Source organism: Arthrobacter sp. Cza30 (assembly GCF_059090765.1).
In genome coordinates, this window is record NZ_JBNHGA010000008.1 from 326,115 (window position 1) to 339,536 (window position 13,422).

The 13,422-nt window shown below is 68.9% G+C and carries 7 protein-coding genes and 1 tRNA gene; 4 read left to right on the top strand and 4 right to left on the bottom strand.

Features of this window, described 5'->3' with window-relative positions:
• Positions 1 to 26 precede the first annotated feature (26 nt).
• The gene (locus AC5RVZ_RS26345; RefSeq protein WP_494068564.1) at positions 27 to 2,093 is read right to left on the bottom strand and encodes a prolyl oligopeptidase family serine peptidase; all 2,067 of its coding nucleotides are present in this window, start codon (positions 2,091 to 2,093) and stop codon (positions 27 to 29) included.
• A gap of 58 nt (positions 2,094 to 2,151) precedes the next feature.
• Here AC5RVZ_RS26345 and AC5RVZ_RS26350 point away from each other — a divergent pair, with 58 nt between their 5' ends.
• Entirely contained in the window at positions 2,152 to 4,221 is a 2,070-nt protein-coding gene (locus AC5RVZ_RS26350; protein ID WP_494068565.1) for an FAD/NAD(P)-binding protein, read from the top strand.
• On the opposite strand, the gene AC5RVZ_RS26355 is transcribed toward AC5RVZ_RS26350, so the two are convergent.
• The 3 genes from AC5RVZ_RS26355 to AC5RVZ_RS26365 form a co-directional block, all read right to left on the bottom strand.
• Complete coding sequence (locus tag AC5RVZ_RS26355; protein WP_494068566.1) at positions 4,218 to 8,654, bottom strand: ExeM/NucH family extracellular endonuclease; 4,437 nt, start codon at positions 8,652 to 8,654, stop codon at positions 4,218 to 4,220. The genes AC5RVZ_RS26350 and AC5RVZ_RS26355 overlap by 4 nt on opposite strands.
• Before the next feature lie 318 nt (positions 8,655 to 8,972).
• Entirely contained in the window at positions 8,973 to 9,473 is a 501-nt protein-coding gene (locus AC5RVZ_RS26360; RefSeq protein WP_494068567.1) for a septum formation family protein, read from the bottom strand.
• 192 nt (positions 9,474 to 9,665) lie between these two features.
• Positions 9,666 to 9,753 (bottom strand) — tRNA-Ser (locus AC5RVZ_RS26365).
• Between the two features lie 89 nt (positions 9,754 to 9,842).
• Between AC5RVZ_RS26365 and AC5RVZ_RS26370 the strand changes: the two genes are divergently transcribed.
• The 3 genes from AC5RVZ_RS26370 (at position 9,843) to AC5RVZ_RS26380 (ending at position 13,409) form a co-directional block, all read left to right on the top strand.
• The gene (locus AC5RVZ_RS26370; RefSeq protein ID WP_494068568.1) at positions 9,843 to 10,823 is read left to right on the top strand and encodes an NAD(P)H-quinone oxidoreductase; all 981 of its coding nucleotides are present in this window, start codon (positions 9,843 to 9,845) and stop codon (positions 10,821 to 10,823) included.
• A gap of 82 nt (positions 10,824 to 10,905) precedes the next feature.
• Complete coding sequence (locus AC5RVZ_RS26375) at positions 10,906 to 13,203, top strand: carbon starvation CstA family protein (RefSeq protein WP_494068569.1); 2,298 nt, start codon at positions 10,906 to 10,908, stop codon at positions 13,201 to 13,203.
• Positions 13,203 to 13,409, top strand: a complete 207-nt coding sequence (locus AC5RVZ_RS26380; protein WP_494068570.1) for a YbdD/YjiX family protein — start codon at positions 13,203 to 13,205, stop codon at positions 13,407 to 13,409. The genes AC5RVZ_RS26375 and AC5RVZ_RS26380 overlap by 1 nt, the downstream gene beginning before the upstream one ends.
• Positions 13,410 to 13,422 lie beyond the last annotated feature (13 nt).

A 13,422-nucleotide genomic window follows, 5' to 3' on the forward strand; every position in this document is an offset into this window, starting at 1 on the left:
GGGCCAAGAGCAAAACCGCGAAGGGCTCAGCCGGTCAGCGCGCGCCACAGGAACGCGTGTGAGAGGGCCTGCAACCGGGCCGTCTGCTTGTTGTCGCTGGCGCCGGCGTGGCCGCCCTCGAGGGCTTCGTGGAACCAGACGTTCCCGACCCCGAGCTCCTGCATCCGCGCGGCCATCTTCCGGGCCTGCACCGGGCCCACCCGGTCGTCCGAGGTGGCGGTCCAGATGAGGGTGTCGGGGTACTCGGTGCCCGGCTGGAGCAGGTGGTAGGGCGAGAACGTGCGGATGAACTCCCACTGTGCCGCGTCCTCGGGGTCTCCGTACTCCGCAATCCAGGAGTAACCGGCGGAGAGCTTGGTGTAGCGGGCCATGTCAAGCAGCGGCACCCCGCATGACACCGCGCCGAAGAGGTGCGGGTAGCCGGTCAGCATGTTTCCGACCAGCAGGCCGCCGTTCGATCCGCCGGCGCAGCCCAGCCGCTCCCGGCGGGTGACTCCGCGGTCCATCAGGTCCTGCGCCACCGCGGCGAAGTCCTCGTAGGCGCGGTGACGGTTGGCCTGGAGCGCCGCCCGGTGCCAGCCCGGGCCGTACTCGCCGCCGCCGCGGATGTTGGCCACCACGTACACGCCGCCGCGGCCCTCCTCGCTGCGCTGTTCCAGCCAGGCCCGTCCCACCGTGCCGCTGTAGCCGGGCGTCCGGGCGACTTCGAACCCGCCGTAACCCGAGAGCAGCACCGGGTTGCCGCCGTCGTAGGCAAGATCCTTGGGGCCCACCTGGAAGTAGGGCACCTGCGTGCCGTCCTTGGAGGTGGCGAAGTGCTGCTGGACCTCGTAGGCGGAGGAGTCAAAGTACGACGGCGATGCCTTGACTTCCAGCGCCGGCCCGCCGATGGTGCCGCGCGAGAGGGTCGACGGCGTGAGGTAGCCGGTGGCCACCAGCCAGTAGTCGTCGGATTCGTCGTCGTCCACCCCGGACGCATCCACGGCGTGCAGCGGCGGGCAGTCCCGGAGTTCCGAGGCGGCCCACTGCGCGGCGGGATCCAGCACCAGGATGCGGGACGAGACGTCCTGCAGCAGGTTGAGCAGCAGGTAGTTCCGGGTCCAGCTCCAGGACTGCAACGAGGTTGCCGCGTCGGGGGCGAAGAGGGCCTGCAGGGAACGGTCGCCGGCCAGGAAAGCCTCCAGGTCGGCGGCGAGCAGGGAGCCGGCCGGGTGGACGGTGCCGTCCAGTTCCCAGTCGCCCCGTGGCCGCAGCAGCAGCCACTGGCGGTGGAGATCCACGTTCACGTCGGTGGGAACGTCGATGGGCAGCCACCCGCCGTCGCGCCGCAGGTAGGTGCGGTAGTTGAAGAAATCGATGACGTCCACCGCCACGTCCCGTTCGAAGCCGGGGGTGGAGTCGTGGCCCACCTGCGCCAGCATGTGGTCCCCGGGGACGTCGAAGTACTCCGTGGCCGCCTCCAAAGCCTGGCCGCGGCGCAGGATGCGGCTGGTCCGCGGATAGGAAGAGGTGGTCAGCGAGCCGGGGCCGAAGTCGGTGCCCAGCAGGAGGCGGTCCTCGTCCAGCCAGGAGACATAGCTCTTGGCCACCGGGATGTCGAAGCCGCCGGGCACGAAGGCGCGGTCCTCGACGTCGAACTCGCGCAGCCGCACCGCGTCGCCGCCGTCGGGGGAGAGCCGCAGCATGGCACGCCGGTAGCTGGTGCCGTCCGCGGGGCGCAGGAAGGACGAGCCGGCATAGACCCAGTCGACGCCCTCGGCGGCGGCCAGCGCGTCAACGTCCAGCAGCACCTCCCAGTCCGGGGAGTCGGTCAGGTAGCTCTCCCAGCTGGTGCGGCGCAGCAGGCCGCGGGGGTTGGCCTTGTCCCGCCAGAAGTTGTAGTAGTGCGGGCCGCGCTTGATGACGGCCGGGATCCGGTCCTCCGCGTCCAGGACTTCCAGAATGCCGGCCTCCAGCGCCGTGAACGAGTCGTCCACGAGCTTGGCCTCGGTGCGCTGGTTTTGTGCCTTCACCCAGTCCAGGGGCAAGGCGGCGTAAATGTCCTCAAGCCAGATGAAGTCGTCCTGGGGCAGATGCGCGGTGTCCTTGGCCATGGACCCATCCTAGGCATGCCGCCACGGGGAGCCGGTTTCCAACCCGTAGGCTAGACGGATGGACAATCCGGGCAGTTACCGTGTGGCGATCGTGGGCGCCGGCCCGCGGGGCACCTCCATGCTGGAGCGGCTGCTGTCCAACCACCGGGCCCACGGCGGGGCGCGGCTGCGGATCCACCTGATCGATCCCTACCCGCCCGGCGCGGGGCATGTCTGGCAGCCGGGCCAGTCCCGGTTGTTCCTGATGAACACCCCCTGCCTGTTCCCCACGGTGGTGCCGGCCCCGGGGACGGAGCAGGTGGGCCCCGATCCGGTGGCGGGCATGACCTTCGAGGCCTGGCGCTCCGCCGTGGCGGGCGGCAGCTTTCCCGAGGTGCCGCAGGACGACCGCGAGGAAGCCGCTGCGCTGGGGCCGGCCGATTTCCCCAGCCGGGCACTCTACGGGCGCTACCTGACCTGGACCTTCGCGCAACTGGCCGCCCGGACCGGGGCCGACGTCTCCCTCACCGTTCATCCCGCGGAGGCCACCGGTCTCTCGGAGCACGACGGCGAATGGCAGCTTGAGCTGGCCGACGGTGCCACCGTGGCGGCGGACGCCGTGGTGCTTGCCCTGGGGCACGTCCCCGCGGCGCTGAATCCGGAGCAGCAGCAGCTTCAGGATGCAGCGGCCCGGCACGGCCTGAACTACCTGCCGCCCAATGTGCCGGCCGACGTGGACTGGGACCGGCTCCCGCCCGGCCGCACGGTGCTGGTGCGCGGCATGGGGCTGAACTTTTTCGACCTGATGGTGCAGGTCACCGAGGGCCGCGGCGGACGATTCCTCCCGGCGACGGACACCGAGCCGCTGCGCTACGTCCCCTCGGGGAAGGAACCGCGGCTGGTGGCCGGCTCCCGCCGGGGCACGCCGTACCGGGCGAAGGCCCGGATCGACAGCTACATCCCGGCCGGCGTGGAGCTGCGGCATTTCACCACGCACGCGGCCCGCCTGTTCGCCGAAGCCGGCGTGCAGCCCGGCTTCGACCACGACCTGTGGCCGATGCTGCACCGCGACGTCTACTGGGCCTACTACTCCACGCTCGCGCGGGTGGAACCTGAGTGTCTGAGCGTGCCGCCGGATGAGCTGCTGGCCGGACTGGAGCAACTGCTGGCGGAGAAAACGGAGCCGGGCAGCCGCACCCTGCTCGTGCGGGCAGGAGCCTACCTGTCGGAACGGGTCGCCGGGCACCGGCTGCTGGACGTGGAGGCACTGGCCAAGCCGTTTAGCGGGCGCAAGTTCCCCGCCGAGGCGGACTACCAGCAGGCGGTGCTGGACTATCTGGATGACGATGCCCAAGGTTCCGCCCGCGGCACCGACGACCCGCTCAAGATGGCCATCGGGGCACTCAACGCCGGGCGCTCGCTGTTAAAGAAGATTGTGGCCGACGGCGGCATCACGGAGGAATCCTGGCTGGCCGAACTGCGCGGCTGGTTTGAACCGCTGGTCGAAGGTTTGGCCAGCGGACCGCCTGCCCAGCGCATCGAGCAGCTGGCCGCCCTGGCGCGGGCCGGCATCGTCCGGTTCGCCGGGCCGGAACCGGTCTACGAGGTTGACCCGGACAGCGGCCGGTTCCGGGTAACGTCGCCGTGGGTCGACGGAGCCGAATACACCGGGGCGTACCTGGTGGAGGCGATGATGCCGGCCAACCGGGTGGCGCACAACCGGTCTCCGCTGCTCCGGCGGATGCTCGAGGACGGCCTGGTCCGGCCGAGGCTGATGGTCGGCCCCAACGGGCAGCCGGTGACCGGGTCGGGCCTGGACGTAACGCTGCCGCCGTACCGTCCGTTGGACCGAAACGGCCATCCGGCCCGGAGCCTGTACGTGATCGGACTGCAGCTGTCCTCGGTGCAGTGGGGCACATCGATCGCCGCCGAGGCCGGAGCACCGGGCGACACCGGCGGGCGCACGCTGCAGGATGCGGACCGGATAGCGCGCGCCATCCTGGCGGCGGCCGACAACAGGAGCCTGGCCGGCTCCGAGCAGGCGGACACCGACGTCGTCGCCAGCGGGGGCCAGCGACGCTCCGTCATCGCCGGGGAACAAAACAGGCCCTCCCGGGTGGGAGGGCCTGTTCGTCCTTCCAGGTACTAGCGCTTGCCGCCGCCGCTGTTGCCGCCGCCGCTGTTGCCGCGGTCCTTGCCCACGTCCAGGCCCACGATGATCGGATCGTGGTCGCTGGCCCGGTAGGGGTCCGGCGCATAGAAGTCGGTGGCGTTGTAGTTGTACCGGCTGTACTCCAACGCGATCGACTCCACCGAGTTGATGTTCCAGATGTCGGCGCCCATGACCTTCGCGTCCGCGGCGGGCGAGGCGAAGATGTAGTCCAGCGAGCCGACCATGCCGCCGAAGCTGTAGCTGTGCTCGCCTGTCTTGGCGCCCTGGTCGACGTACCCGGCGTCGGTCAGGACCCTGATCGGGTCCTCCTTCGCGTAGGAGTTGAAATCGCCGGTCAGCAGCACCTTGTCGGTCCGGAACTGCTCCTGCAGCCGATCCGCGAAGTTCACCAGGGAATGCGCCTGCGCGGTGCGGGCGGCGTTCCAGGCGCCTTGGCCGTGGTCGGCGTTCTCGCCCGAGTTGGGGCCCGAACCCTTGGACTTGAAGTGGTTGGCGATCACGATGAAGGTATCCGAGGCGCCGTTCTTCGCCTTGAAGGCCTGGGCCAACGGCTTGCGGGCGTTGGCGAAGGCCTCGCTGTCGTTGTGGATCACCGACTCCTGGACCGTCTTCACCGCGTCCTTCTTGTAGATGAAGGCCGTGCGGATGAAGTCCTCATCCGCCAGCGCCGGCAGCTCCTCCGGGGACCGGACGTAGTCCCAGCCGCCGTGCTGCGGCCCCTTGCCCGAATGCTTGCCTTCGTGGCGGGTGTCGCCCAGATCCGCATTCAGTGCCTTAGTCAGCGTGGCAAGGGCGGCGTCGCGGTCCTTGCCGAACTGGGCGGAGTTCTCGATCTCCTCCAGCGCCACGATGTCCGCGTCCAGCGCATTAATGGCCGCCACGATCTTGGCCTGCTGGCGTTCCAGGTTCTCCGCGTCCCAGGCACCGCGGGCATCGCAGTTGCGGGCCGTGATCGGGTTGCCGTCGCGGTCCGTGAAGGCACCGCATCCCGCCACCTGATCGCCGGTGGTGCTGAAGTAATTCAGCACGTTGAACGACGCGACCTTCACGTCCCCGCGCACCTCCTCCGGGGAGGCGGTGCGGGTGTCCTGGAACGACGCCGGCTGGACGGTTCCGGCGTTCTCCACCGTCAGGTGGCCCAGCGGCTGGAACCGCCACAGGTTGAAGCGGTAGTCCAGCACCACGTCCGTGGTGAACGCGGCGGGGGACCCGACCCGGACCGGATCGTCGGCGGAGAGGTAGGGCAGCGGGATGTCCTTGTTCGCGTCGGCGCCGAGATAGTTGACGCTTGAGCCGTCGTCCAGCGTGACTGCCAAGGCGGCGTTCTTCTCGGTTTCGGCCCAGAACGCGTCCGAACCGTAGGTCCCGACGGCGGTCGGCTGCACCAGCGGGGAGTTTCCGGCGGCCAGGCCGATTTCACCATACTGGTTCAGGGAGTAGTTGTCGGTGACGGTGAAGCCGCCCTGGGGAGCCAGCAGCATGCCCTCAAACTTCTCGCGCTCGTCGTCGGTGGCGGGCCAACCGATGGCGGCCGCCTTCGGGGCCGCGGCCGCCTCGGTGAGCAGTTTCAGTCCGTCGGCGGCCACGGTGAGCTCGGTCAGCCCGTGGAACTCGCTGACCTTGCCCGTGACCTCCACGAAGTCGCCGGCCTCCACCTGGCCGACGGTGGCCGGGGAGTAGACGAAGACGGCATCGGACGCCGTCCGGGCTGCCACGTCGGTGTCGCCGCCGGTGCCTTCCGTCTGGATGTAGTAGCCGTCAAAGCCGCCCGTGGCGTAGGCGGCGGTGACCACGCCCCGGGTGGCCACGGTCTGGCCGGCCAGCGGGGACTGCATGCCGGTGCCTTGGATCTCGGCGATGGCCACGGACCGCGGCTGCGGATCGGGATCGCCGCCGCCGTCACCCCCGCCGGTGCCCTGCGGGGTGATGTCTTCGCTGAGGCTGAAGTCCGCGGAGTTGTTGTCGGTGTCCGTTCCGTCGGCGCGGTTCAGCGACCGGACGTCCTGGTTGTTGTCCGGCGCCCGGGCCGCCTCGGTTTCAAAGGTGTTCGAGGTGCCGTAGCCCAACAGGTCCACCACGTTGGCGCGGTCGACGACCGAGCCGGTGCCCAGGTCCGCCACCGCACCGGCCTGGTTCGATAGCACGAGGGTTCCTCTCGTGCCGGACGGGGCCATGCCGGTCACGAGGTCCGGTTCCGGCAGCTCTTCGCCGGAGCTGCCGTTCGAATTGGCCTGCACGAGGTAGTGTCCGCCGGCCTTGATGCTGCCGGACAGTTCTGTCACGGCACTCGGGTTTCCGGTGCCGGTGGCCGAGCGGTACTGCAGCGACCAGCCGTCGAGGCTGATGTCGCCATCCGTGGGGTTGTACAGCTCCACGAACTTGTTCCGGTAGGCCGCGCCGGCGCTGCCGCCGGACAGGTACGCCTCGTTGATGACCACATGGTCGCCGCCGGTCTCTCCGGCGATGGGGGCGGCGGGCAGCCGGAAGGTGGTTCCGGACGCGTCCGCGGTCAGTTGGAAGTAGCCGCCGTCCAGCGCGGACGGTGCGGTGAACTCTATGGAGGCAGCGCCGTCGGCCACCGGGAAGGTGCCCAGTGCGGTGCTGGTGCCCGCGGCGTCGACGTAGGCCAGCGACACCTCGGTGGTCACCGGGGCGCCCAGCGACGTCAGGTCCAGCTTGGCGACCTGCACGCTGACCTGTTGGCCGGGACTGACGGATTCGGGGGCGCCGGTGAGCTGCACGCTGCGGCGGGCGAAGTCCGGGGAGAGCGGGCTGTTGCCCCGAAGGTAGGCGATCCACGCGTCGCGGTCCACCAGGCCCGAGTCGCGGGTGTCGGTCCCGTCGTTGAAGATGTGGAAGTTGTCGCCGCCCTGGGCCAGGAAGCTGAAGGTGCCTACGCGGTAGCCGCGTTCCGGATCCAGCGGTTCGCCGTTGACCCAGACGCCGGTGATGCGCTCGCCCTCGGGCAGGGCCGGGTCGTAGGTGTAGTTGACGTTCTTGCTCAGGCCAAGCTGCAGATAGGCGCGGCTCGGCACGTCGCCGGCGGCGGTGCGCTGCCACTGTTGCTCCAGCATGGCCTCGACCTGCGCGCCGGTCAGCGTGGTGGTCCACAGGTTGTTCAGGAAGGGCAGCACCGCGTTGGCCTCGGCGTAGGTGACCGTGCCGTCGGGCGCGTAGTAGAGCTCGTTGCGCAGGCCGCCGGGGTTCACCACGCCGATTTCCGCGCCGCCGCGTTCGGCGGAAGACAGCGATGCCAGCAGCGAGTCGGCGACCAGGTTGCCCAGCGTCGATTCGGAGGCGCGGTCGTCCCGGTCCGGCTCCGTGCCGGCATCCGGCCCGTCGGGCAGGAACGCGGTGGTGATGTCGGCGGTGACGGAGCCGACGGGCTGGGCGCCAATCTCCGCGGCGTGCTCGAGTGCGGCCTGGACGATCGCTGACACCTCGGCGACCCGCGGATAGTCGGCCACCAGGTCCCCGTCCGCGGTCTTGGTGCGCGGCACCACGGCCCCGGTGTGCGCCACGACCTCGTCTGTCCCGGCGTCATAGCTCAGCTGCACCTGGCCGATGTTCTCGCCGTAGGAGCCGGCCTGCACCACGGGCCGGGTCTTGCCCTCCGCGCTCGGGACCGGGGCGTCGAAGCTGTAGGCCTGGTGGGTGTGGCCGTTGAAGATGACGTCAACGTCCGGGCTGGTCTCGTTGACGATCCGGTTGAACACGGCGCTGGCGCCTGCCGCGCCGCCCAGATCGGTGTTGGTGTTCGCTCCCTCGTGGAAGGACGCGATGATGACGTCGGCTTCGTCGCCTTCGCCGTCGGTCAGCAGGGCCGCCACCCGGTTGACGGCGTCCACCGGGTCGCCGAACTCCAGCTCCGCGATTCCGCCCGGGGACACCAGCGAGGAGGTTTCCTCGGTGACCACTCCGATCACGCCGACGCTCACGCCGTTGACCGTGGCCAGCTCATACTCGGGCAGGGCCGGCTCCGTGGTGCCGGCCCGGTACACGTTGGCTCCCAGCTGCGGGTAGTTGGACGCGGCGGCCACGCGGTCGGCCAGGTCGGCGAAGCCGCCGTCGAACTCGTGGTTGCCCACCGCCGTCGTCGCCAATTCCAGGGCGTTGAGCACATCGATGGTCGGCCGGTCCTGCTGCGTGGAGGACGCGAAGACGGAGGCGCCGATGTTGTCGCCGGCGGAGGTGAACAGCGTCCCCTCGGGGTTCTGCGCGCGGAGCTGTTCCACGGTGCCTGCAAACTTGACCGTGTTCGCATCGATGCGCCCGTGGAAGTCGTTGATGCTCAGCAGGTTCAGCTCGACCGGGTCGGCCGCGTGCGCAGGCAACGCGGCGAAAGGCGCCGCCACCAAGCCTGCCGTCAGGACCGCCGCCAGCGCGGTCTTCGGTGATGAAGTAGCCATGTGGCCCTATCTCTCAGGTGGAAGTAATGCTTTTCGCACCGCAGGGAAGGGCTGCGGCACAGCTGGTTGCACGGTGCACAGGGCGCACCGCCCCCCAGTCCAGCGGGCACGGATGAACGGGAGGTTACCCGAGGGCCAGAAGCAGTGGAAGACTTCTATGACAGAACGTTTAAATCCAGCGGGGAAAGGGCTTTCGCCCTTGACAGGAGGGCCGGAGCGACCTCCGGGAAGGCGGCGCCGGGCGGTGTCCGGGAGCTACCTTCGCGAAGCTAGCCCGGAGACGGTCGGAACGCTGCCGCCGAAGCTACCGCCGGGAAGCTACCGCCGGGCGTCCTTGAGCGTGCCGGTGACGGGCTTCGAGCCTTCCTCGCCCAGCAGGCACAGCAGTTCCCGGTCCTCCTCGCCGGTCCAGCTGGCCTCGGTCGGGTTCAGGTAGGTCAGCTCCAGGGCCGAATCGTCGTAGGGGATGCCGGCGAAGGCTTCGAACTCGGCCACGCAGAACTCCTCGGCCTTGGCCGCCACTTCCTCGTCCCCGGGAAAATCACCCTCGGGCAGGTTGCTGGCGGCAAACGCCTCCAGTTCGTGCGCCTGGTCGCACGGCACGAACTCCACCTCGGTCAGGCGGTCGGTGTCCGGATTGTTCAGGCAGTCGCCCACCTTGATCGCGTAGGCACCGGCAGCGGCGGCCTCCGTCACGGCACCGGATTCATCCCGCGGCGGTTCCTCCGTTTCACCCCCGCATCCGCTGAGCAACGCCAGAAGAACGACGGCGGCGGCCGCCTTGAGCGGGCGGCGGACAGGTGCTGGCAGGCAGGGCACGGGGGACTCCTCAAGCTTTGGTGCGAACGACTCCTAGCCGAGGGTATACCGGGGGAGCGCCGGGCCAGAATACTTGACGCCGGATGGCCGACGTCGGATCCTCCGGCACGACGGGGCCGGGACGGCGGCCCGGTTCGGGAGCACAAATGCAGCAGGTGCCCGGGCCGAACGGCCCGGACACCTGCTGGGAAGCGGAAGGTATGGGATTTGAACCCATGAGACGGGGTTACCGCCTACTGGTTTTCAAGACCAGCTCCTTCGGCCGCTCGGACAACCTTCCTCACCTTGTAGTCTGACACGGAGGGGACTACCCGGGCAAAGCGCGCAGGCACCGGGGTTTTGATGCCCCGGACAAGGCGAAAGGCTGGTATGAAGGCGGTTTTCTACGACGGAGCAGGCGGACCCGAGGTCCTGAGCATGCGGGACTCCGAAGCCCCGCAACCGGCCGAGGGCGAGGTGGTGATCGACGTCGCCGCCGCGGGCGTCAACCGCGCCGACGTCCAGCAGCGCCTGGGCGTCTACCCGCCGCCGCCCGGCGCATCCGAGATCCCGGGCCTGGAAGTATCGGGCCGGGTAGCCGCGGTCGGCCCGGGCGTCGGCGGGCTTCGGGTGGGCGACGAAGTGTGCGCCCTCCTGGCCGGCGGCGGCTACGCCGAGCAGGTGGCCGTTCCGGCGGGCCAGGTGCTGCCGGTCCCGCGGGGAATCGATGTGGTGACGGCCGCGGCCCTGCCGGAGGTGGCGGCCACCGTCTTTTCCAATCTCTTCATGGCCGCGGGCGTGCAGGCCGGGGAAACGGTGCTGATCCACGGCGGTGCCGGCGGCATCGGCACGATGGCCGTCCAGCTGGTTGCCGCGTTCGGTGCGATCCCTGCGGTGACGGCCGGCAGCCGGGAAAAGCTCGACGTCGCGCGTGGGCTGGGCGCCGAGGTGCTGATCAACTACCGCGAGGAAGACTTCGTCGAGCGGATCAAGGACGCCACCGGAGGCCGGGGCGCCGACGTCATCCTGGACGTGGTGGGCGCCAAATACCTGCAGCGCAACGTGGACGCTCTCGCCACCTCCGGGCGGCTGGTGGTGATCGGGCTGCTGGGCGGGGCCAAGGCCGAACTGAACCTCGGCCAGTTGATGGCCAAACGCGGGGCGGTCATCGGCACGACCCTCCGGGCCAGGCCCGCAGAGGAGAAAGCCGCCATCATGCAGGCGGTAGCCGAGCATGTCTGGCCGCTGGTCGTCTCCGGCGACGTCAAGCCCCAGGTGCACCGCACGTTCGTCCTGTCGGACGCGGCGGCGGCCCACGAGTACTTCGATTCCGGCGAACACACCGGCAAGATCCTGCTCACTACCTCCTGAAATCGCCCTTCCCGTTCCCTCCAAGCGGCGTCGCTGCTACGGTGCTGCGTAAAAGCGGACGGCGTTCCATGAGGGGAGCATCATGAGCGAGAAATTTAGCGGACCCCGGCCCGGGCAACCCGAGAGGAATGGTCCCGCATCCGACGTCCTGGTGCAGGATCCCACCCTGCCGCCGGTGGCGCTGGACCCGGCCGCGGAGGCCGATGCCCACAGGTGGACCCCGACCAAGATCGTGATCTGGGTGGCCATCGCCCTGCTGGGGGCCGTGAGCTGGAGCTTCCTGGCGTTTTCGCGGGGAGAAACGATTAACGCCATCTGGTTCGTCTTCGCGGCCGTCTGCACGTATTTCATCGCCTACCGGTTCTACTCCAAGTACATCGAGAACAAGCTCACCCGCCCCAACGACCTGAGGGCGACGCCGGCTGAGTACAACGCGGACGGCAAGGACTTCGTCGCAACCGACCGCCGCGTGCTCTACGGCCACCACTTCGCCGCCATCGCAGGCGCCGGTCCGCTGGTCGGTCCCATCCTCGCGGCGCAGATGGGCTACCTGCCGGGCACCCTGTGGATCATCGTCGGCGTGGTCCTGGCCGGGGCGGTCCAGGACTACCTGGTGCTGTTCTTCTCCATGCGCCGCGGCGGCCGTTCGCTGGGCCAGATGGCCCGCGAGGAACTCGGCGTCATCGGCGGCACGGCTGCCCTGATCGCCACGCTGACCATCATGATCATCATCGTGGCGATCCTGGCCCTGGTAGTGGTAAACGCCCTGGGCGAATCGCCATGGGGCGTCTTCTCGGTGGCGATGACCATCCCCATCGCCATCTTCATGGGCATCTACCTGCGTTTCCTCCGGCCGGGCAAAGTCAGCGAGGTCTCCCTCATCGGCTTCGTGCTGCTGATCGCCGCCATCATCGGCGGCGGGATGATCGCGGACACCGAGTGGGGCGCAGCGGTCTTCACACTGGACAGGACCACCATCGCCTTGGGCATCATCATCTACGGCTTCATCGCGGCGGTACTGCCGGTGTGGCTGCTGCTGGCCCCGCGGGACTACCTCTCCACGTTCATGAAGATCGGCACCATCCTGATGCTGGCGCTGGCCATCGTGCTCGTGCGCCCGGAGATCAACGTGCCGGCGTTCAGCGAGTTCGCCGGCCGCGACGACGCCCCCGTGGTGGCCGGTTCGCTGTTTCCCTTCCTCTTCGTCACCATTGCCTGCGGCGCACTCTCGGGATTTCACGCGCTGATTTCCTCGGGAACCACGCCCAAGATGGTGCAGAAGGAGAGGCAGACCCGCTTCATCGGCTACGGCGGAATGCTGATGGAGTCCTTCGTGGCTATCATGGCGCTGGTCGCGGCCATCTCGATCGACCGCGGTATCTACTTCGCGATGAACGCTTCCGCGGCGGCCACCGGCGGCACGGTCGAAGGCGCAGTGGCCTTCGTCAACGGCCTTGGCCTGGCCGGCGTCAACCTGACACCGGACATGCTCACCGACCTGGCTAGCAATGTCGGCGAGGAATCGGTGGTTTCGCGCACCGGCGGCGCGCCCACCCTCGCCGTCGGCCTGGCTCACATCATGCAGGGGCTGATCGGCGGCATCGGGATGATGGGCTTTTGGTACCACTTCGCCATCATGTTCGAGGCGCTGTTCATCCTCACCGCGGTCGACGCCGGCACCCGCGTGGCCCGCTTCATGCTGCAGGACACCGTCGGCAACGTCCTGCCGAAATTCAAGAACATGTCCTGGCGTCCCGGCGTCTGGATCTGCACGGCCATCATGGTGGCGGGCTGGGGCTACATTCTCATCCTGGGCGTCACGGATCCACTGGGCGGCATCAACACGTTCTTCCCGCTCTTCGGCATCGCCAACCAGCTGCTGGCGGCCATCGCGCTCGCGGTCTGCCTCGCCATCGCGGCCAAGCGCGGGGCGTTTAGATACCTGTGGATCATCGGGCTGCCGCTGGCCTTCGCCGCCGTCATCACCATTTGGGCCTCGATCCTGAAGATCTTCAGCCCCGATGTGAAGGTGGGCTATTGGGCCAATCACATCGCCCACCGCGAGGCACTGGCGGCCGGCGAGACGAGCCTGGGGAACGCCGCCTCGGTGGCGGAAATGGAGGCGGTGGTCCGCAACACCGGGGTTCAGGGCACGCTGTCCATCGTGTTCGTGGTGCTGACCATCATCGTCATCGCCACCGCACTCATCGCCACCTATAAGTCTTGGCGGCTGGGCGGGGAACCCTCGCACGAGGACCCCGCGGTGGTCTCCGCCATCTACGCGCCGTCCGGCCTCGTGGCTACCCGGCCGGAGAAGGAACTGGAGAAACAATGGAACGAGCTGCCCGCCGATACCGGGCGCACCAAGGCGGGGCACTGATGTCCGGCGTCATCTGGCCCATGGCCCGGAGCGGCTGGCAGAGGTTCGCCTGGTTCTTCCAAGGGGTGATGGGCGAGCACGCCTATCAGGACTATCTTCGGCACCACCGGCGGGCACATCCCCGCACGGAGCCGATGAGCGAGCGCGAGTTCTGGCGGGACAAGACGGACCGGCAGGAGAACAACCCGCAGGGACGCTGCTGCTGACCGGATATGCTCT

Excerpts from the sequence above, each read along its gene's own strand:
- AC5RVZ_RS26345 (WP_494068564.1), bottom strand. The coding sequence starts at position 2,093 with ATGGCCAAGGACACCGCGCATCTGCCCCAGGACGACTTCATCTGGCTT.
- AC5RVZ_RS26350 (WP_494068565.1), top strand. The coding sequence starts at position 2,152 with ATGGACAATCCGGGCAGTTACCGTGTGGCGATCGTGGGCGCCGGCCCG.
- AC5RVZ_RS26355 (WP_494068566.1), bottom strand. The coding sequence starts at position 8,654 with ATGGCTACTTCATCACCGAAGACCGCGCTGGCGGCGGTCCTGACGGCA.
- AC5RVZ_RS26370 (WP_494068568.1), top strand. The coding sequence starts at position 9,843 with ATGAAGGCGGTTTTCTACGACGGAGCAGGCGGACCCGAGGTCCTGAGC.
- AC5RVZ_RS26375 (WP_494068569.1), top strand. The coding sequence starts at position 10,906 with ATGAGCGAGAAATTTAGCGGACCCCGGCCCGGGCAACCCGAGAGGAAT.
- AC5RVZ_RS26380 (WP_494068570.1), top strand. The coding sequence starts at position 13,203 with ATGTCCGGCGTCATCTGGCCCATGGCCCGGAGCGGCTGGCAGAGGTTC.